Source organism: Brevundimonas sp. AVps5 (assembly GCF_058681515.1).
In genome coordinates this window covers 2,374,906-2,392,554 of record NZ_CM178740.1, presented here as the reverse complement: position 1 = coordinate 2,392,554, position 17,649 = coordinate 2,374,906, and the positions used below count along the sequence as shown (strand labels likewise).

Sequence of the window (17,649 nt, the reverse complement as noted above, 5' to 3'; positions counted from 1 at the left end):
ATCCCGACGGTCCGCTCAGTCTCGCGCTTGCTGTGGTGGAGTCCTCTGCGGCGCCTCTGCTGCTTCTGGGCCAGTCGCTGAAGGTGATCGCCGCCAGTGACTCGTTCTGCCGCGCTTTCGACGTCGAGTCCGACCGGGTCGTCGGCCGTCGCCAGCAAGCGCCGCCTAGGTCGTCGGGATCGACGAGGGCAGCTGATAGGGGTTGTTGACCGACACCCGCGAGCCGGGGATCAGGCCCAGTTCCTCGAACGACCAGATGACCTCGACGCCGTCGGCCATCGGGGTCTTGCAGTCATCCCGCTCGATCCGGCGCAGGGTGATGGTCGAGTCGTTGCCCATGTGACCTACGATCGGCCTCAGGTCCGACTTGTCGGTGCAGCCGTTCGAGCTGACCCAGAACACCGCCAGGTCGCGGGTGATGGCGGCGGCGTGGATCGGCTCGATCTGGCCCGGCATGGCAGCCGTGCTCATCGGCGTGTCCTGCCTGAACAGGGCGCAGCCGGACGTCGTAAGCGCGGTGGCCGCGATCAGAGCGAGCGTGCGGTTGGGAGACATGTCCCCGGGATCCTGTTCAGTCTGGTATCCATGATTGCTCAATTCGGGCGGTTTCGCACCTGATTTTCGCCGCTCTGGCGATCACGTCGTGCTTCCGGGCTTCCGGGCGAAAGAGAGCAGGAACAAAAAAGGCCCCGGATTTCTCCGGGGCCTTTCCAGTCCAGATCGGAAAACGATCAGGACGAATAGTATTCCACGACCAGGTTCGGCTCCATCTTCACCGCGAACGGCACGTCGGCCAGTTCGGGGAAGCGGACGAAGCGGACCGAGAACCCACGGTCGCCCAGTTCCAGATAGTCGGGGATGTCGCGCTCGCCGGACTGCTGGGCTTCGAGCACCAGCGCCATGTTGCGGGACTTTTCCTTGACCTCGACGATGTCGCCGACGCGCAGGCGGTAGGAGGCGATGTTCACCTTCTTGCCGTTCACGGTGACGTGGCCGTGGTTGACGAACTGACGGGCGGCCCAGGGGGTCGGCACGAACTTGGCGCGATAGACCGTAGCGTCCAGACGGGCTTCCAGCAGGCCGATCAGGATTTCGGAGGTGTTGCCCTTGCGGCGAGCAGCCTCGTCATAGGTCTTGCGGAACTGCTTTTCCGTCAGGTTGGCGTAGTAGCCCTTGAGCTTCTGCTTGGCCTTCAGTTGCAGGCCGAAGTCGGAAACCTTGGACTTGCGGCGCTGGCCGTGCTGGCCGGGACCGTAGGAACGCTTGTTGACCGGCGACTTGGCTCGGCCCCACAGGTTCTCACCCATGGCCCGATCGATCTTGTACTTGGCGCTATGGCGCTTCGACATTCTGTTCTCTTTTAAATGATGCGGCCCGGCCCCTCCGCGAATGGAGGGACGATCTCAACGGCGGTCCACGCATCGTCCGTAGTGTGTTCGCGTCGCCGACAGGAGCCGGTGACGTGAAGGCGGGGCTTATGCCCATGAACAAAGCTTAAGTCAACGTCGGCGGCGTCGCGTGTTAGCCCAATGCCTCCAACAGGGAGCCACGACATGTTGTACCGACCGCTCGCCGTCCTCGCCGCCGCCCTCGGCCTCTGCGCCGCTCCCGCCCTCGCCCAGACGCCCGCCGCGCCCGAGATCGACGCCGCCGTCGCCCGGCTGATGCAGCAGACCGGTTCGCGCGGCCTGGCCGTGGCAGTGATCGACGGCGGACAGGTCGCTTATGTGCAGGCCTATGGCCAGAGAAACGAGCGTGGCGATCCGCTGACCACCGACACCATCATGTACGGCGCCTCCCTGACCAAAACCGTCTTCGCCTGGTCCGTGATGCAGCAGGTCGATGCGGGCGTAGTCGAGCTGGATCGACCGTTCGCGGCGATCCTGCCCGGCCTGCCGTCGATGTATGACGAAGGTCTCGCCAACCGCTATTCGGACTGGCGCGGGCTGGGCGAAGATCCGCGCTGGCGCTCCCTGACACCGCGCATTGCCCTGACTCACAGCACCGGCTTTGAGAACTTTGGTTGGCTCGAGCCCGACCGGAAGATCCGCATGCATTTCGATCCCGGCTCGCGCTACGCCTATTCCGGAGACGGTCTGATCCTGCTGCAGTTCGTGCTGGAACAGGCCCTCGGCCGAGACGTGGGAGAGGACATCCAGACCGGCATCTTCACACCCTTGGGTATGACCAACTCCAGCCTGATCTGGCGGCCGGACTTCGCCGCCAACCTGGCGGATGGCTGGCAGGCGGACGGGACGATCGAGCCGCACGACGAACGGAGCAAGGTGCGGGCGGCCGGGTCGATGGACACCACCATCCATGACATGGCCCTGTTCGCCGCCGGAATCATGCGCGGCGAAGGCCTGAGTGCGGCATCGCGCGCCGAACTGCTCCGGCCGCAGCTGCCGATCACCACCGCCACCCAGTTCCCCAGCATGCAGGACGAACTGCCTGCCGACCGCCGCCGTCCCGACCTTCAGGCGGGGCTGGGCGTCATTACCTTTACAGGTCCTCAGGGACCGGGCTTCTTCAAGGGCGGCCACAATGGTTCGACCGGCAACACCCTGGTCTGCATCGAGCAGGGCAAGCGTTGCGTCGTCATCCTGTCCAACGACGTCCGATCCGAACCCGGTTTCGCCGAGCTCGTTCGGTTCGTGCTGGGTGAAACCGGCGTCCCTTACGATTGGGAATATGGGACCAACTAGGGCCGGGTGGCGCTGTCCGGGACCCAGATGAAGCCGTCGTCCTGACGCCGGAACCTGCCGAGGCCCGGGAAGGGGAAGTGGACGCCATAGGTGCGAAGCGACCGGGTCGCCCCGCGTCCGAGCAGCGCCAGTCGGGTCGCCACGGCGGCGTCGGAGTTGAAGTCCCAGGCGTTGACGAACTCCGGCCGCTCGACCGAGATGATCGAACTGTGCAGGGCGTCGCCGAGATACAGCAGCCGGTCCTCGCCGGAGACGATCTCGTAGCCCGTGTGGCCGGGCGTATGACCCTGCAGGGCCACGGCCGTGATCGACGGCGTCACCAGGGCGCCGGGCTCGAAGGTCTCGACCTTCGGCGTGATGACCGGGATCAGGGCGGCCTGTTCGGCGTCGGCCTGCAGCGCGGTCCATTCGGCGGCGCTCATGCGGATTGTGGCGTTGGGGAAGGCCAGGGTGCCGTTCTGTGCCAGGCCGCCGACGTGGTCGCCGTGGCCGTGCGAGATCAGGATGTCGGTCACCTGGGCCGGCTGGACCCCGGCCGCCGCCAGCGAGGCCGGCAGCTTGTTGGCCGTGCCCATCCCGCCACCGGCGCCGGTGTCGATCAGAACGACCCTGTCGTCGCCCCGGACCAGCAGGGGCTGGATCGACAGATGGATCTTCGCATCGCCGGTCGGGCGCAGCACCTCGGCGACCCCGGCGTTGTCCGCCCAGGGGCTCTGGCCCGTGACGTTCTCGAGCGCCAGTTCGCCGTCCTTCAGTGCGACCGCCTGCAGCGTGCCGATGGTGAAGGGATAGACGTCGACACTGGTGACCGGCTGCGCAGCCGGCGCGGCCGGCGCATCGGCTTTCTCGGCGGGCTTCTGGCAACCGGCGACAATCATGCCGGACAGGATCAGGGCGGCGGCGAGCTTGAACTGGGCGGTCATGGAATCCCTCGGGAGAACGAACGGCTCAGCTGAGATAGGTCGGCGCAATCGAAGCGCCAGACGGCGAACCGTGAAGCTTTTTCACGACCCGCCGTCTGTTGCATAAGTGCCCGATCAGGCCGTGGCGGCCGCGAACAGGGCGTTGGCCTTGTTCCAGTTCACCACGGTCCAGAAGGCCTTGAGGTAATCCGGGCGGCGGTTCTGGTATTTCAGATAGTAGGCGTGTTCCCAGACGTCGGCGCCCAGGACGACGGCACCCTTCTGTTCGGCGACATCCATCAGGGGGTTGTCCTGGTTCGGCGTGGACGTGACCTTGAGTTTACCATCCTGGACGATCAGCCAGGCCCAGCCCGAGCCGAACTGGCCGGCGCCGGCGGCGTTGAAGTCTTCCTTGAACTTGTCGAGCCCGCCCAGGTCGCGGTCGATCGCGGCGGCCAGTTCGACCGACGGTTCGCCGCCCTGACCGGCGGCGGCCAGCAGTTCCCAGAACAGGGCGTGGTTCCAGTGACCGCCGCCGTTGTTGCGCACGGCCCTGGGTGCGGTCGAGATCGAGGCGAACAGCTCTTCCAGCGACTTGCCCTGCAGGCTCGCATCGGCGTCGACGGCCTTGTTCAGGTTGTCGACATAGGCCTGGTGATGCTTGTCGTGGTGGAAGGTCATCGTCTCCTTGTCGATGGCGGGCTCCAGCGCGTCATAGGCGTAGGGCAGGGGCGGCAGGGTGAAGGCCATGGGGAGGCTCCTTGTGGTCGATGAAGGCGTAACGCGCATGTAGGGCTCCGGGCGCGGGAGCCAAAGGCGTCAGGCGCGGCATTTCGCTACAATTCGGTCGCGCCGGCCCCCGGGCGTTCGGGTCAGGCCTGACCCGTGTCGCCGGGCAGGTTGGCTTTCAGACAGTCCCGGACCGCGCGCTTCAGGCTGCCCGGCGCATTGAGGAAGTCGACCCCGTCCGCCTCCAGCACCACCTTCACCGCCGCATCGAGGCCCGACGGCAGGGCGGCGATCACCTTCTTCTGCCCCTTGTCGTGCAGGCAGTGACCCAGTTCGTTGCACAGGGCGGCGAACAGGTCGTCGTAGGTTGCGTCAGTCATCGCGTCAGTCTTTCCGCATGGAAGGCGACATGGTCGGCGATGAAGCTGGCCATGAAGAAATAGGAGTGGTCGTAGCCGGGCTGGATCCGCAGGGTGATCGACTGGCCCGCCGTCTGACCGGCCGCGACCAGAAGTTCGGGCTTGAGCTGTTCGGACAGGAAGGGATCGGCGTCACCCTGGTCGATCAGGATGTCATCGAAATGGCCGCGGGCCGCACCGGCCTCGATCAGCAGGGCGGCGTCGTGTTTCACCCACCCGGCGCGGTCGTCGCCGAGATAGGCGGTGAAGGCCTTTTCGCCCCACGCACACCGCGTCGGCGACGAGATCGGCGCGAAGGCGGAGACCGAACGGAACCGCTCCGGGTGACGCAGGGCCAGGGTCAGCGCCCCGTGCCCGCCCATCGAATGGCCGCTGATCGAACGGGTCTTCGTCGTCGGAAACTCGCTGTCGATCAGGTCGATCAACTCCTCGACGACATAGGTCTCCATGCGGAAATGTGGGGCCCAGGGCGTCCGCGTCGCATCGACATAGAAGCCCGCGCCCTGACCCAGATCGTAGGCGGGATCGTCGGCGACGCCTTCTCCGCGCGGCGAGGTGTCGGGGGCGACGATGATGACGCCGTGCTCCGCCGCCGCCCCATAGGCCCCGGCCTTGATGGTGAAATTATCCTCGGTGCAGGTCAGGCCCGACAGCCAGATCAGCACCGGGAACGGGCCCTCGCCGGAAGGAACGAAGACCGACAGGGTCATCGGCGTGCCGGTCGAGACGCTGTCGTGCCGCAGGTAATGCAGGGTGCCGCCGTGGACCTGATGCTGTTTGGTGATGTCCATCTCAAACTCCGCTCATCCCCGCGAAAGCGGGGACCCAGTTCTGTGGGCGATCACCTTCGCCGATTGGGCTACTATAGCGATCCAGAGCACCATGCCTCACGAAAGCACTGGGTCCCCGCTTTCGCGGGGATGAGCGGAATCCGGGGTCACCCCACGCGGTGCATCGCGCAGACCTTGTTGCCGGACGGGTCGCGCAGATAGGCGAGGTTCAGCGTGCCGAAGGCGCCGTTGCGTTCGCCGGGCGGGTCCTCGATCGAGGTGCCGCCCGCGGCGACGCCGGCGTCGTGGAACGCCTTGACCGCGTCCGCGTCGCGCGCGGCGAAACCGATGGTGCCGCCGTTGGCGTGGCAGGCCGGTTCGCCGTCGATCGGCTTGCCGACCGCGAACGCGCCGCGATCCGTGCGCCACCAGTAGCGACCCTTCGGGTCCGGTCCGGTCGACGGCGCGATCCCCAGCGCCCCGAGCGCCGCATCATAGAATTGGCGCGACGCCTCGACGTCATTCGCCCCGACGGTCATGTGAGTGAACATGGGTTTCCTCCCTCGCTATTGTGAGTTTCTTTTAAGGACTAACTTCGGCCCTGTCATCCCCGATCTTCGCTTCGCTGTGTCCGGGATGACAATCAGAACACCACGACGCTGCGGATGCTCTCGCCCGCGTGCATCAGGTCGAAGGCCTCGTTGATCCGCTCCAGCGGCAGGGTGTGGGTGATCATCGGATCGATCTCGATCTTGCCGTCCATATACCACTCGACGATCTTCGGCGTATCGGTCCGGCCGCGCGCGCCGCCGAAGGCCGAACCGCGCCAGACGCGGCCGGTGACCAGCTGGAAGGGGCGGGTCGAGATCTCCTTGCCCGCCTCGGCCACGCCGATGACGATGCTCTCGCCCCAGCCGCGATGGCAGGCCTCCAGCGCCTGGCGCATGACCGTGGTGTTGCCGGTGCAGTCGAAGGTGTAGTCGGCCCCGCCGCCGGTCAGTTCGACCAGATGGGCGACGACCTCGGAGACGTTTTTCGGGTTCACGAAATGGGTCATGCCGAAGCGGCGGCCCCATTCTTCCTTGGTGTCATTGATGTCCACGCCGATGATCATGTCGGCACCGACCATCTTCAGCCCCTGGATGACATTCAGCCCGATGCCGCCCAGGCCGAAGACCACGGCATTGGCGCCCGGCTCGACCTTGGCCGTGTTGACCACTGCGCCGACGCCGGTGGTCACGCCGCAGCCGACGTAGCAGGCCTTGTCGAAGGGGGCGTCCTTGCGGATCTTGGCGACCGCGATCTCGGGCAGGACGGTGTAGTTCGAGAAGGTGGAGCAGCCCATATAGTGGGTGATCGCCTGGCCCTTGTAGCTGAAGCGCGAGGTGCCGTCGGGCATGACGCCCTTGCCCTGGGTCGCGCGGATCGCGGTGCACAGGTTGGTCTTGCGGCTCAGGCACGACTTACACTGGCGGCATTCGGGCGTGTAGAGCGGGATGACGTGGTCGCCGACGGCGACGCTGGTCACGCCGGGGCCGACCTCGACGACGACGCCCGCGCCCTCATGACCCAGAATGCTCGGGAAGATGCCCTCCGAGTCCAGCCCGTCCAGCGTATAGGCGTCGGTGTGGCAGATGCCGGTCGCCTTGATCTCGATCAGCACCTCGCCGGCGCGCGGGCCTTCGAGATCGACCTCGACGATCTCGAGCGGACGTTTGGCCTCGAAGGCGACGGCGGCGCGGGTCTTCATTCAAAGGTTCTCATCGAAAAGTGGACGTCTACCGGGTCCACCGGGCCTCATTCGTCCAGACCGACATGAGACACAACGCCGTCCACGCCGTCCGGATGGGCACCAGGGAAATCAGAGGCTAGCACTCTCATTGCCGACCTTGGTCATTTCGGCCGAATTTCTTCGCTGACGGTCGGCTGCGACTGTGGAAGCGGGCTTGGCGGATCGGCGTTGATTGTCCAACATCCCTGAATGACCGATCAGGTTTCGCTGGACCCCGCCAAACTGTTCGCCGCCGTGGCGAGCCGGCCCGGCGCTGTCATCGCCGCCGTGCTGGGCAATCTGATCCCCGTCTATGGCGTGTTGAAGCTGGGTTGGGACCCCGGAGAGATCCTGATCCTGTATTGGCTGGAGAACGTGATCCTGGGTCTGTTTGCCCTTTCAAAGATTCGCGCGTCGCGCCGTGGCGAGAAAGCAACCGCCGGTCTCCCGGCCCTGTTCGTGCTGCACTACGGGATCTTCTGTGCCGCGCACCTGGTGTTCGTGCTGGTTCTGGCCGACAGCCTTGCCCAGCAGCATGGCGGGAGCGGCGGCGGGCTGGACGGGGCCCTGTCCCAGGCCGGCTTCGGCTGGGCGGTGCTGGGCCTCCTGGTCATCAACGGGCTCAGCCAGTGGTGGGACTGGTGGGTTCCCGAGCGTTGGCTCACCGCGGACCCGGGACGGGAGATGGTGGCACCCTATGGGCGCATCGTTGTGCTGCACCTGACCTTGCTCATCGGCACGGGCTTGATGGTCATGTTCAATGCGCCCGCAGGCACGATTCTGATCCTGTGCCTGATGAAGGCTGTGCTTGAGATTGTGACGATCGCTCTCAAGGACGTGGTGTCGGCCAAGCCCAAGCCGGGCTAGGACTTGTCCTTCCGCTCCGCCGCCAGCCGCTCCAGCACCCGGCCGCGCCCCTTCGACAGGGCGGTGATCACCCCGCGAAAAGTCGCCACCTCCTGCGCCGTGAATGCGGCCCGGCCCAGCATGACGCGCAGGTTCTGGCTCATCGACCGCAGCTTCTCCGGCGGATGGAAGAAGCCGGCGACCTTCAACTGGTGGCCCGGGATTTCGACGGCCTGCAGGACCGAGTGCCCGACCCTCTTGACGAAAAGTAACGTCAGCGTTACATAATATAACCTATAGGTGACACGAGAGGCAGTATCCTCATGGGCCAGTCCGACATCGACCTGGCCGAACGTATGGTTCGGCGCCGGGCCTGGGCCGCCATTCTTCTGGGCGGTCTCTTCGTGCTGTCGCAAGCCCTCAGCCTGGGCGACCCGCCGCTGGGCAGGTCGGAGGCGACCCATCTGGCCGCCGGGTTTCTCTGGGTTGCCGCCTTCGCCGTCTTCCTGGGCTGGAGCGCGGGCCTGTTTCAGGGACCGACAATGATGGGCCTGATTAATGACGAGGGCACGATCGAGCATCGCCGCCGGTCGCTCGGGACCGGGTTCTGGGGTGCAGTGGCCGCCGCCTTCATGGCCTTCTGGGCCAGTTTTTATGAACCGATCGAGGTGCGTGACGCCTGCCGGCTGATCATCACCTTCGCCGCCGCCCCGGCCCTTTTCCGGTTCGGATGGCTCGAGATGCGGGCGCTGCGCGATGGGTGAGCGCCTCGCCAACCGCCTGAAGGCGGCGCGCGCCGATCTGGGCCTCACCCAGGCTGAACTCGCTGAACGGGTCGGTGTCACCCGCAAGACCATCAACACCATCGAAAACAGCATCTTTGTGCCTTCGACGCTCCTGGCCCTGCGCCTTGCGCTGGTTCTGGGAAGACCGGTCGAGGCCCTCTTCCGCATCGAACCCGAATAGAGAAACGGATCCCGCGAATGTTCAAACTGATATCACGCGCCGTCGGCGTGGCGCTGCTCTGCGCCCTCGGCCTCGCAGCCTTTCTGCTGCTCAAGCCCGTCCCGATCAGTGTCGATCCGATCCAGCCGCGAGGGGATACCCGATACTGGCTGATGTCCGGCGGGTATCGCATCGCCTACACCCGCATCGCGGCCCCGGGCGGGGCCACCCGCCCGCCCGTGATCTTCCTCCACGGCGGACCGGGCGGCTATATCCATTCCGAGATCATCCGGACCCTGGCTCCACTCGCCGCCAGTGGGCGCGACATCTATCTGTACGACCAGTCCGGGACCGGTCTGTCGGATCGCCGTGACCGGCCCAAGGACACCACGATCGCCACCCATCTGCACGATCTTGAGGCCATCCGCGCCCGGATCGGTGCCGACCGCGTGGCCCTGATCGGCCACAGCTTCGGCGGGCTGCTCGCCGCCCTCTACGCCGCCGAGCATCCCGACCATATCGAACGGCTGGTGCTCAGCGCCCCAGGTGGGCTGGAGCCCGCGCTCTTCGACCCGGACGGCACGCCGACGACCGCGCGCCTCTACCCGGCACCCGCCAACCTGATGTTTGAAGAGCCCGAGGGGTACGTAGAGGCGACCGATGCCGGGAACATGCCCCTGCGTGCCCAGGCGGCCTTTCTCGCGGCCGCGCTGTTCGATGTGAAACTGATTTCCGACCGCGAGATGGATGCGGCGATCAACAGCATGGCCACAAACTTCACCCGAACCATGGTCTGTGATCCTGCGAAGGTGAAGCCGGAAGAAGGTGGGGCGGGGGCCTATTCGCGCGTCGGCACCAACCATTATCCCGATGGTTTCGTCGACCGACGTCCGGCGATGCGCCGAATGAATGCCCCGGTGCTCGTGCTCCAGGGCCAGTGCGATTTTCTGGCCTATGACGAAGTCTACGAATACGCCGCGACCTTTCCGAACGCCGGCTACCAGTTCGTACCGGGCGCGGGCCACATCATCTGGTGGGATCAGCCTGAGCGATATCGCGCCGCCATCCAGGCCTTCCTGAACGGCGAAAGCCCGCTCAGCCCGGATCGGAGCCGGACTTCGCCGCCAACCGCTCCAGTACCCGGCCCCGCCCCCTCGACAGGGCCGTGATCACCCCGCGGAAGGTCGCCACCTCCTGCGCCGTGAATGCGGCCCGGCCCAGCATGACGCGCAGGTTCTGGCTCATGGAGCGGAACTTCTCGGGCGGGTGGAAGAAGCCGGCGGCGTCGAGTTCGCGCTCGAGATGCTCATACATGCCGAGCTGGAGCTCTCCGGAGGCCGGCGGCTCGCCCTCGCGGAAGTTGGGCGGCGGGGCGTCGAGCACCAGGGTGCGCCACTCATAGGCGGTGATGGCCACGGCCTGGGCAAGGTTCAGGCTCTGGTGGCGGGGGTCGATCGGGATGGTGACTATGCCCTGGCACAGGGCGATGTCGGTGGTCTCCAGCCCGGCCCGTTCGCTGCCGAACAACAGGCCGACGCCCAGGCCGGAGGCGGCGTCATCATACAGGACACGCGAGGCCTCGCGCGGCGTGCGGACCGGCTGACGGGTCTCGCGCGGGCGGGCGGTGGTGGCGAAGACAGTGGTCAGGTCGGCGACGGCGGCGGCCACGCTGTCGAACACCTGGACCCCGTCCAGAACCCAGTCGGCCCCGGAGGCCAGGGGCCAGGCCCGGTCCTGGGGCCAGCCGTCGCGCGGGCTGACCAGACGCAGTCGATCCAGACCGAAATTGGCCATCACCCGCGCCACCGCGCCGATGTTCTCGGCCATCTGCGACCGGTCGAGGATGACGACGGGAGGAATCATCGGCGCTCTCTATCCCTTCTCCCCTTGCGGGAGAAGGTGGCAGCCCTCCGACTTGATCGGGGGGCTGACGGATGAGGGGTCGCGCCGGCGGCTGGCGTGAGCGGCTGCAAGGCAGCCCGTTGAGGGCAGAGTGACCCCTCATCCGACCTCGCTCCGCTCGGCCACCTTCTCCCGCAAGGGGAGAAGGACTCCTAGTCCTCGCCGATCATGGCCAGCCACGGGTCCGCCGTGCCGGCCTCGACCTCGGCCACCTTGACGGCAGGCCAGCCGATCGACTGGGTCCCCGCTTCGCGCCAGGCCAGGGTGATCAGGTCGCGCAGCTCGGCTGCGCCCGCCGCCAGACGCGTTGTAGCGAACTCGGTGCCCGGCGTCAGGACAGCGCCCTCGGCGCCGGCGGCGAAAGCGCCGGTCTTTTCCAGACGGTAGAAGGGAATGACCTGGGCCAGGGTCGCATTCAGATAGGTCGCCGTCCGGGCGCGCAGTTCGAAGCCGTCCAGGTTCGGCGCCGGCATGACGGCCTCGACCGCGTCGAGCCGCGTATTGCGACGGATGAAACCGCCTTCGAACGCGCTGTGGGTGCTGCGCGCGTTGGTGAAGCCCTCCGGGTTCGGGTAGTCGCCCCAGCCATTGTAGTGGATCGACATATGGTGCGGCTGGGAGCCGTCGCCGACGTAGTGCGACAGATAGCCGATGTCGCGCAGGATCAGCGCCTCGCGACGCAGACGGTCCTCGCGGTACCAGGCGCGTTTGCCGGGATCGGGTTCGCGGGCCTCGGCCGCGTTCAGCACGCGCCAGGTGGCGAAGTCGCGGGCCAGTTGCTGATAGCCGTCCATGATGGCGTAGGGCAGGTAGCCGGCGTCGTTGACCTCGATGCCCGCGGCGAGAAGCCGGGCGTCGTATTCACTCTTCAGCTGGGGCAGTTCCGACAGGGTCGGGCCGCGCTCATTCATGACATGGCCGTTGTCGTCCAGGTCGACAAAGTGGGCCGTGTCACGCTCACGATCGTGCGGCTGGCCGGCACCCTTGGTCCGGTCAGGCTCGCGCGACAGTTCGCCGATCTCGGCCACGGCACCGGGCTCGCGCAGGAAGGCCGGCAGTTCGTCGGACAGGCCGCGCATGGCGGCGACGCCGATGGTGCGGTGGCCGGTCGCGCCCCAGGCGTCGACCTGGCCGGCGGTGATCGCACCGCCGAGGCCGACGATCAGGGCGGCGACGGCGACAAGGGCGTTGCGCTTCATGACGTCTTTTGCTTTCGGGCTCGGAGGGATGGCCGGGCGTTAGATCCACGCCGCGATGGCGTCCAGCGGCTTCTTGTCCAGCGCCGCGAGCGGCACTGTCGCGTTCATCGCCGGATGGCCGGCCACGAGCAGAAGGAAGGGCTTCTCTTCGCCCGGTCGACCGCAGACCTCGCCCAGGAAACTCATCGGCGCCGGGGTGTGGGTCAGGGTCGCCAGGCCCGCGTGGTGCAGGGCCGCGATCAACAGGCCGGTGGCGATGCCGACGCTCTCCGGGACATAGTAGTTTTTCTTCTGCTCGCCGGGCCGGGGGCCGCCGCGCTTCTGACCGAACACGGCGATCAGGACCGGCGCGACTTCCAGAAAGCCCTTGTCCGGATCGGTGCCGAGGGGGGCCAGGGCGTCCAGCCATTCCTGCGGCGCCTTGGTCGCATAGAACTCCCGCTCCTCGGCTTCTGCCGCCTGGCGGATGCGCGCGCGGGCCTCGGGGCTTTCGATCACCGAAAAGAACCAGGGCTGGTGATTGGCTCCGGACGGCGCCGAGCCGGCGGCCAGCAGCGCCTGTTCGACGACAGCCCTCGCCACCGGTCGGTCGGAGAACTCCCTGACCGTACGTCGCCCGGCCATCCGGGCCGCAAAGGCTGTCACGCCCGACAGACTATCGTCGTCGCCGATGGGACTGTAGCCGGTCAGCGGCGTCGCGGGATGATCCTTCATGGCTACGATCATAGGGCAGAGCTTCGATCCACTCCACATCATTGACGACAACGCCCTTCGCCTCCTACGCCTTGCCGCCTGTTCTGCCGGAGCCCATCATGAAGCGCCTACCCTTCAAGGGAATGTCCCTCGCCGCCGTCTCCCTGATCGCGCTCCTCGCCGCGCCCGCGCCCACTCTTGCTCACATGGCGCAGCAGGCACCGGTCATCGACCAGAACTCCGTCGCCGCCCATATCGGCTTCCTGGCGGGGGAGGAACTGCAGGGCCGGGGCAGCGCCACGCGCGACGAGGCCATCGCCGCCGCCTATGTCACCGCCCAGTTCCGCCTCGCCGGCCTGACCCCGGCTCCGGGCATGACCGGCTACGTGCAGCGCGCCCCGGTGGTGAAGACCACGCCCTCGGGTGCCGCGACCGTGACCCTCGGCGCGACCAGCCTGACCCAGGGCACCGATTTCGCCATTCTGACGGGCGGGCTGAACGCGGCCTCGGGCGTCGTGACCGTGGCGGCCGATCCGGCTGCCCTGCCGGCCGGCAGCGAGACCCTGATGATCGCCCCCGCCGAAGGCCCCGGCGTGCGCGCCCAGGTCGGCTCCGCCATGCGCAGCGGCGCGAAACTGATCCTGTTGCGCCGGACCGAGGCTCTCGCCGCCGCCACCGGCGACAGCGGCTCGCGCGACCCGGTCATTCGTCTGGCCGACGGCGCGCCGCGCATCGGGCCGGTCGCCCTGGTCGTCGCGCCCGAGGCTTACGACCGTCTCGCGGCCACCGGCGGAACGGCGGCCTACGATCCCGGCCAGTCCGAGGTGGAACAGGGCTTCACCTCCAACGCCATCGGCTGGCTGCAGGGGACCGATCCCTCGGCCGGCGTCCTGATGATCTCGGCCCACCTCGACCACATCGGCGTCCGCTCGGACGGCGTGGTCATGCACGGCGCCAATGACGACGCGTCGGGCACGGTGGCGGTGATCGAGCTGGCCAGTGCCCTGGCCGCCAATGGCCCGCACGAACGCAGCATCATGTTCGTCGCCTATGGGTCGGAGGAAGCCGGCCTGCTCGGCTCACGCTACTTCGTCGCCAACCCCCCGATCCCCCTGACCGACATCGCCGCCAATCTGGAGATCGAGATGATCGGCGACCAGGATCCGCAGCTTCCGGCCGGGGTGATGATGATGACCGGCTTCGAGCGTTCGAACTTCGGCGCGGCCCTGAAGGCGCGCGGCGCCCTCCTCGGTCCCGACCCCTATCCGGAACAGAATTTCTTCCAGCGTTCGGACAACTACGCCCTCGCCCTCCAGGGCATCGTCGCCCACACCATCTCCGGCTGGGCCACCATCCCGACCTATCACACGGCCGAGGACACCATCGAGAACCTCGACATCCCGTTCATGACCAACGCCATCCAGTCTCTGGTCGAACCGCTGAAGGCCATGGCCGACGGCGACTTCACGCCGGAGTGGGCCGAGGGCGGACGGCCTGCAGCGAACTAGGCAGCCCGCTCAGATCAGACTGACCGCCTGGTTCACCGCGAGCGCCACCAGCACCGTGTTGAACACGAAGGCCATGACGCTGTGGACCGTCGCGAGACGCCTGATGCGACGATCGGCGATCTGCACGTCGGCGGTCTGGGAGGCCACGCCGATGATCAGGGAGAAATGCAGGAAATCCCAGTAGTCCGGCTCGGTCTCGCCCGGAAACAACAGGCCGCCCCGGTCGCCCTTGCCGTCGGGCGCATAGAAGCGGTGGGCGTAGTGCAGGCCGAAGACAACGTGAACGAACAGCCAGGAGACGGCGACCGTGCCGAGAGCCAGCAGGGCCTCGACGCCCTTGCTGATGGTGGCGGATCCCGAGGCGGCTTCCGAGATCACGACCGCCACGCTGGCTGCGGCGGCGAGCAGGCTGAGCGGCAGGACAGCGATTCCCGCCTCGTCCAGATCGGCGGCACGGGCGCGGATGGCGTCGACCGACTGCGTGCGGGCCAGCTTGATGAAGGTCAGGATCAGGAACAGGGCGACGCCGGCATCCCATCCCGCCGCCAGACGCACGGCCCACCGCCATTCGACCGGGGCGGCGAGGGCGATCAGGATCACGACCGCCACGCTGGCCAGCAGAGCGCCGTGCAGGTGAAGGACGCGGAGCGGCGGGCGGGTCTTGGCGGCGGGCGGTCTGGCCATCAGGTTCCGGGCTGGACGTAGGGGATGGCGGCGAACAGGCGGCGTTCGGCACCGAGTGGATCGTCCTCCATCCGGGCCGGCTCGTCCATGATCATCGTCTGGCGGCGCCTGAGATCATAGGGCGTCCAGGTCGGCAGGCCGGCCTGGTTCGGATCGCCGTCGCGGGCCGGGGCGACCGGGACCCTATCGTTGCCCCTGGCCAGTCGAGCCCTCTTTGTTCTCGTCAGACCAGGCCTGCACTGGAGCGGCTGTCAGCGGTATCAGCCGGATCGCCTCTTGCGGCTCCGCTGGCGGTCGGCTCTAGTGCGATCACGCATTGTTACAGGCCGCCTCCCCAGCCGGTCTGCGCTGGAGATCCGTATGACCCATCAAGACCGCGCCGGCCTGTCCGTGGCCGCCGAACTGGCGAGCTTCATCGAGGACGAAGTCCTGCCCGGGCTCGGCATGGGGGCGGAGGGATTCTGGACCGGGGTCGCCGGGATATTCGCCCGCTTCGCGCCGGAGAACCGCAAACTTCTGACGCGGCGCGATGATCTGCAGGCGCGGATCGACGCCTGGTATCGCGACCGCAAGGGCCAGCCGCACGATCCGGCCGGGACCGAGAGGTTCCTGCGCGACATCGGTTATCTGGTCGACGCGCCGGCTCCGTTTTCGGTGACGACGGAGCATGTCGACGACGAACTGGCGCGGCTGGCGGGGCCGCAACTGGTGGTGCCGATCCTCAATGCACGGTTCCTGCTGAACGCGGCCAATGCGCGCTGGGGCAGTTTGTATGACGCGCTCTACGGCACCGACGCGCTCGGCGACCTGCCGCCGGGCGGGCCGTACGATGCCGCGCGTGGAGCCCGGGTGGTGTCGCGGGCCAGAGCCTTCCTCGACGAGGCGGTTCCGCTGGAAACAGGGTCCTATTCCCAGGTGACCGGCTGGTCGGTCGAGGCCGGGAAGCTCGTTCCCGGGCTGCAGGATCCGGCACAATTCGTCGGCTATCTGGGCGACCCTTCGGCACCCGCCTCGATCCTGCTGGTCAACAACGGACTGCATATTGAACTGGTCATCGACCGGTCGAGTGCCATCGGCTCCAGCGATCCGGCGGGCCTGTCGGACGTGGTGCTGGAGAGCGCCCTGTCGACCATCTGCGACCTGGAGGACTCGGTCGCGGCGGTGGATGCGGCGGACAAGGTTGCGGCCTATCGCAACTGGCTCGGGCTGATGAAGGGCGATCTCTCGGCCAGCTTCCAGAAGGGCGGCCAGACCCTGAACCGGACGCTGGAGCCGGACCGGACCTTCACCGCGCCCAATACTCCAGAGGGGGGCGGCGGGGCCGTGACTCTGAAGGGTCGTTCCCTGCTGTTCGTCCGCAACGTCGGCCACCTGATGACCAATCCGGCGATCCACCTGCCGGACGGGACCGAGGCGCCGGAGGGGATCCTCGACGCCATCGTCACCTCGCTGATCGCCATCTACGACCTCAAGCGGCTGGGCGGGTTCACCAACTCGGTGGCCGGGTCTGTCTATATCGTCAAGCCGAAGATGCACGGGCCGGAAGAGGCCGCCTTCACCAACAAACTGTTCGATGCGGTCGAGGACCTGCTGGGCCTGGCGCGCCACACGATCAAGGTCGGGGTGATGGACGAGGAGCGGCGGACCTCGGCCAACCTCGCCGCCTGCATCCATGCGGTGAAGGACCGGATCGTCTTCATCAACACCGGCTTCCTCGACCGCACCGGCGACGAGATCCACACGGCGATGCAGGCCGGGCCGGTGGTGCGGAAGGCCGACATCAAGTCCTCGAAATGGATCGCCGCCTATGAGGCGCGAAACGTCGCCATCGGCCTGTCGTGCGGCCTGTCGGGTCGGGCCCAGATCGGCAAGGGGATGTGGGCCGCGCCCGACCGGATGGCGGACATGCTGGAGCAGAAGATCGGCCACCCGCGGACCGGCGCGAACACGGCCTGGACGCCCTCACCGACGGCCGCGACCCTGCATGCGCTCCATTATCACGCGGTCGATGTCTTCGCGGTCCAGAAGGATGTGGCGGGGCGGCCGACGCCGGGGCTGGAGGATCTGCTGACGCCGCCCATGGCCAACGGGGCCAACTGGTCGGAGCAGGAGGTCAGGGACGAGCTCGACAACAACGCCCAGGGCATCCTCGGCTATGTCGTGCGCTGGATCGATCAGGGGGTGGGCTGTTCCAAGGTGCCGGACATCCACGACGTCGGGCTGATGGAGGACCGGGCGACGCTGCGGATCTCGTCCCAGCATATCGCCAACTGGCTGTTGCACGGGGTCTGCACGGCGGCCCAGGTCGACGCCGCCTTCCTGCGCATGGCGGCCAGGGTGGACGGCCAGAACGCGGGCGATCCCCTGTACCGGCCGATGGCACCCGATCCGGACGGGTCGCTGGCCTGGCAGGCGGCGCGGGCCCTGGTGTTCGAAGGCGTCGATCAGCCGAACGGCTATACGGAGCCCTTGCTGCATGCCTTCCGGTTGAGGGTGAAGGGGGAGTAGCCCGTCCTTGTCATCCCCGACGAAGCGCAGCGGAGATCGGGGACGGAGGGGACTCAGATGTTTCCGCC

General features: G+C 67.2%; 19 protein-coding genes and 1 pseudogene. 7 read left to right on the top strand and 13 right to left on the bottom strand.

Annotated features, from left to right (window positions below; genetic code table 11):
• Positions 1-165 precede the first annotated feature (165 nt).
• Entirely contained in the window at positions 166-555 is a 390-nt protein-coding gene (locus tag ACW18A_RS12110; RefSeq protein WP_492021964.1) for a hypothetical protein, read from the bottom strand.
• A gap of 176 nt (positions 556-731) precedes the next feature.
• Positions 732-1,349 carry a 30S ribosomal protein S4 gene (gene rpsD / locus ACW18A_RS12105; protein ID WP_425988427.1) on the bottom strand — a complete coding sequence of 206 codons (618 nt, stop codon included), beginning with the start codon at positions 1,347-1,349 and terminating at the stop codon, positions 732-734.
• A gap of 204 nt (positions 1,350-1,553) precedes the next feature.
• Between rpsD and ACW18A_RS12100 the strand changes: the two genes are divergently transcribed.
• Complete coding sequence (locus ACW18A_RS12100; RefSeq protein WP_492021963.1) at positions 1,554-2,705, top strand: serine hydrolase domain-containing protein; 1,152 nt, start codon at positions 1,554-1,556, stop codon at positions 2,703-2,705.
• Here the strand turns inward: ACW18A_RS12100 and ACW18A_RS12095 are convergent.
• The 6 genes from ACW18A_RS12095 to ACW18A_RS12070 all read right to left on the bottom strand — a co-directional run bounded on the left by ACW18A_RS12095 (position 2,702) and on the right by ACW18A_RS12070 (position 7,275).
• Complete coding sequence (locus tag ACW18A_RS12095) at positions 2,702-3,628, bottom strand: MBL fold metallo-hydrolase (protein ID WP_492021962.1); 927 nt, start codon at positions 3,626-3,628, stop codon at positions 2,702-2,704. The two genes, ACW18A_RS12100 and ACW18A_RS12095, sit on opposite strands and share 4 nt — an antisense overlap.
• Before the next feature lie 114 nt (positions 3,629-3,742).
• Positions 3,743-4,357, bottom strand: a complete 615-nt coding sequence (locus tag ACW18A_RS12090) for a superoxide dismutase (RefSeq protein WP_492021961.1) — start codon at positions 4,355-4,357, stop codon at positions 3,743-3,745.
• Positions 4,358-4,479: 122 nt separating this feature from the next.
• The gene (locus ACW18A_RS12085; protein WP_492021960.1) at positions 4,480-4,716 is read right to left on the bottom strand and encodes a hypothetical protein; all 237 of its coding nucleotides are present in this window, start codon (positions 4,714-4,716) and stop codon (positions 4,480-4,482) included.
• The gene (fghA, locus tag ACW18A_RS12080) at positions 4,713-5,546 is read right to left on the bottom strand and encodes an S-formylglutathione hydrolase (RefSeq protein ID WP_492021959.1); all 834 of its coding nucleotides are present in this window, start codon (positions 5,544-5,546) and stop codon (positions 4,713-4,715) included. Before fghA ends, ACW18A_RS12085 begins: the two co-directional genes overlap by 4 nt.
• Positions 5,547-5,692: 146 nt before the next feature.
• Positions 5,693-6,076: a VOC family protein gene (locus ACW18A_RS12075; protein ID WP_492021958.1), complete on the bottom strand. Its 384-nt coding sequence runs from the start codon at positions 6,074-6,076 to the stop codon at positions 5,693-5,695.
• Between the two features lie 92 nt (positions 6,077-6,168).
• Positions 6,169-7,275 carry an S-(hydroxymethyl)glutathione dehydrogenase/class III alcohol dehydrogenase gene (locus ACW18A_RS12070; RefSeq protein ID WP_492021957.1) on the bottom strand — a complete coding sequence of 369 codons (1,107 nt, stop codon included), beginning with the start codon at positions 7,273-7,275 and terminating at the stop codon, positions 6,169-6,171.
• 231 nt (positions 7,276-7,506) lie between these two features.
• Between ACW18A_RS12070 and ACW18A_RS12065 the strand changes: the two genes are divergently transcribed.
• Positions 7,507-8,163: a DUF6498-containing protein gene (locus ACW18A_RS12065; protein WP_492021956.1), complete on the top strand. Its 657-nt coding sequence runs from the start codon at positions 7,507-7,509 to the stop codon at positions 8,161-8,163.
• Here the strand turns inward: ACW18A_RS12065 and ACW18A_RS12060 are convergent.
• Positions 8,160-8,354 (bottom strand): annotated as a pseudogene (locus ACW18A_RS12060) (RNA methyltransferase); the annotation flags it as partial. The gene ACW18A_RS12065 and the pseudogene ACW18A_RS12060 sit on opposite strands and share 4 nt — an antisense overlap.
• Before the next feature lie 111 nt (positions 8,355-8,465).
• Between ACW18A_RS12060 and ACW18A_RS12055 the strand changes: the two are divergent.
• The 3 genes from ACW18A_RS12055 to ACW18A_RS12045 are packed head-to-tail and all read left to right on the top strand — an operon-like array spanning position 8,466 to position 10,256.
• On the top strand, positions 8,466-8,906 hold the full coding sequence (locus tag ACW18A_RS12055) for a hypothetical protein (RefSeq protein ID WP_492024418.1): 441 nt from the start codon (positions 8,466-8,468) through the stop codon (positions 8,904-8,906).
• Positions 8,899-9,108, top strand: coding sequence for a helix-turn-helix transcriptional regulator (locus ACW18A_RS12050; RefSeq protein ID WP_492021955.1), 210 nt, complete (start codon positions 8,899-8,901; stop codon positions 9,106-9,108). The genes ACW18A_RS12055 and ACW18A_RS12050 overlap by 8 nt, the downstream gene beginning before the upstream one ends.
• A 17-nt stretch (positions 9,109-9,125) precedes the next feature.
• Positions 9,126-10,256: an alpha/beta fold hydrolase gene (locus ACW18A_RS12045; RefSeq protein ID WP_492021954.1), complete on the top strand. Its 1,131-nt coding sequence runs from the start codon at positions 9,126-9,128 to the stop codon at positions 10,254-10,256.
• On the opposite strand, the gene ACW18A_RS12040 is transcribed toward ACW18A_RS12045, so the two are convergent.
• The 3 genes from ACW18A_RS12040 to ACW18A_RS12030 form a co-directional block, all read right to left on the bottom strand.
• Positions 10,183-10,950 carry an RNA methyltransferase gene (locus ACW18A_RS12040; protein ID WP_492021953.1) on the bottom strand — a complete coding sequence of 256 codons (768 nt, stop codon included), beginning with the start codon at positions 10,948-10,950 and terminating at the stop codon, positions 10,183-10,185. The two genes, ACW18A_RS12045 and ACW18A_RS12040, sit on opposite strands and share 74 nt — an antisense overlap.
• Positions 10,951-11,141: 191 nt before the next feature.
• Entirely contained in the window at positions 11,142-12,188 is a 1,047-nt protein-coding gene (locus ACW18A_RS12035) for a phospholipase C/P1 nuclease family protein (RefSeq protein ID WP_492021952.1), read from the bottom strand.
• Between the two features lie 39 nt (positions 12,189-12,227).
• Positions 12,228-12,902 (bottom strand): nitroreductase family protein, encoded by a 675-nt coding sequence (locus tag ACW18A_RS12030; RefSeq protein ID WP_492021951.1) that lies wholly within the window; start codon positions 12,900-12,902, stop codon positions 12,228-12,230.
• A gap of 98 nt (positions 12,903-13,000) precedes the next feature.
• Here ACW18A_RS12030 and ACW18A_RS12025 point away from each other — a divergent pair, with 98 nt between their 5' ends.
• Positions 13,001-14,389 (top strand): M28 family metallopeptidase, encoded by a 1,389-nt coding sequence (locus ACW18A_RS12025; RefSeq protein WP_492021950.1) that lies wholly within the window; start codon positions 13,001-13,003, stop codon positions 14,387-14,389.
• A 9-nt stretch (positions 14,390-14,398) separates the two neighbouring features.
• Here the strand turns inward: ACW18A_RS12025 and ACW18A_RS12020 are convergent, their stop codons facing one another.
• Complete coding sequence (locus ACW18A_RS12020; RefSeq protein ID WP_492021949.1) at positions 14,399-15,073, bottom strand: DUF1345 domain-containing protein; 675 nt, start codon at positions 15,071-15,073, stop codon at positions 14,399-14,401.
• A gap of 360 nt (positions 15,074-15,433) precedes the next feature.
• Between ACW18A_RS12020 and ACW18A_RS12015 the strand changes: the two genes are divergently transcribed.
• Positions 15,434-17,581: a malate synthase G gene (locus tag ACW18A_RS12015; RefSeq protein ID WP_492021948.1), complete on the top strand. Its 2,148-nt coding sequence runs from the start codon at positions 15,434-15,436 to the stop codon at positions 17,579-17,581.
• The last annotated feature ends 68 nt before the right edge of the window (positions 17,582-17,649 follow it).

Excerpts from the sequence above, each read along its gene's own strand:
- ACW18A_RS12110 (WP_492021964.1), bottom strand. The coding sequence starts at position 555 with ATGTCTCCCAACCGCACGCTCGCTCTGATCGCGGCCACCGCGCTTACG.
- rpsD (WP_425988427.1), bottom strand. The coding sequence starts at position 1,349 with ATGTCGAAGCGCCATAGCGCCAAGTACAAGATCGATCGGGCCATGGGT.
- ACW18A_RS12100 (WP_492021963.1), top strand. The coding sequence starts at position 1,554 with ATGTTGTACCGACCGCTCGCCGTCCTCGCCGCCGCCCTCGGCCTCTGC.
- ACW18A_RS12095 (WP_492021962.1), bottom strand. The coding sequence starts at position 3,628 with ATGACCGCCCAGTTCAAGCTCGCCGCCGCCCTGATCCTGTCCGGCATG.
- ACW18A_RS12090 (WP_492021961.1), bottom strand. The coding sequence starts at position 4,357 with ATGGCCTTCACCCTGCCGCCCCTGCCCTACGCCTATGACGCGCTGGAG.
- ACW18A_RS12085 (WP_492021960.1), bottom strand. The coding sequence starts at position 4,716 with ATGACTGACGCAACCTACGACGACCTGTTCGCCGCCCTGTGCAACGAA.
- fghA (WP_492021959.1), bottom strand. The coding sequence starts at position 5,546 with ATGGACATCACCAAACAGCATCAGGTCCACGGCGGCACCCTGCATTAC.
- ACW18A_RS12075 (WP_492021958.1), bottom strand. The coding sequence starts at position 6,076 with ATGTTCACTCACATGACCGTCGGGGCGAATGACGTCGAGGCGTCGCGC.
- ACW18A_RS12070 (WP_492021957.1), bottom strand. The coding sequence starts at position 7,275 with ATGAAGACCCGCGCCGCCGTCGCCTTCGAGGCCAAACGTCCGCTCGAG.
- ACW18A_RS12065 (WP_492021956.1), top strand. The coding sequence starts at position 7,507 with ATGACCGATCAGGTTTCGCTGGACCCCGCCAAACTGTTCGCCGCCGTG.
- ACW18A_RS12055 (WP_492024418.1), top strand. The coding sequence starts at position 8,466 with ATGGGCCAGTCCGACATCGACCTGGCCGAACGTATGGTTCGGCGCCGG.
- ACW18A_RS12050 (WP_492021955.1), top strand. The coding sequence starts at position 8,899 with ATGGGTGAGCGCCTCGCCAACCGCCTGAAGGCGGCGCGCGCCGATCTG.
- ACW18A_RS12045 (WP_492021954.1), top strand. The coding sequence starts at position 9,126 with ATGTTCAAACTGATATCACGCGCCGTCGGCGTGGCGCTGCTCTGCGCC.
- ACW18A_RS12040 (WP_492021953.1), bottom strand. The coding sequence starts at position 10,950 with ATGATTCCTCCCGTCGTCATCCTCGACCGGTCGCAGATGGCCGAGAAC.
- ACW18A_RS12035 (WP_492021952.1), bottom strand. The coding sequence starts at position 12,188 with ATGAAGCGCAACGCCCTTGTCGCCGTCGCCGCCCTGATCGTCGGCCTC.
- ACW18A_RS12030 (WP_492021951.1), bottom strand. The coding sequence starts at position 12,902 with ATGAAGGATCATCCCGCGACGCCGCTGACCGGCTACAGTCCCATCGGC.
- ACW18A_RS12025 (WP_492021950.1), top strand. The coding sequence starts at position 13,001 with ATGAAGCGCCTACCCTTCAAGGGAATGTCCCTCGCCGCCGTCTCCCTG.
- ACW18A_RS12020 (WP_492021949.1), bottom strand. The coding sequence starts at position 15,073 with ATGGCCAGACCGCCCGCCGCCAAGACCCGCCCGCCGCTCCGCGTCCTT.
- ACW18A_RS12015 (WP_492021948.1), top strand. The coding sequence starts at position 15,434 with ATGACCCATCAAGACCGCGCCGGCCTGTCCGTGGCCGCCGAACTGGCG.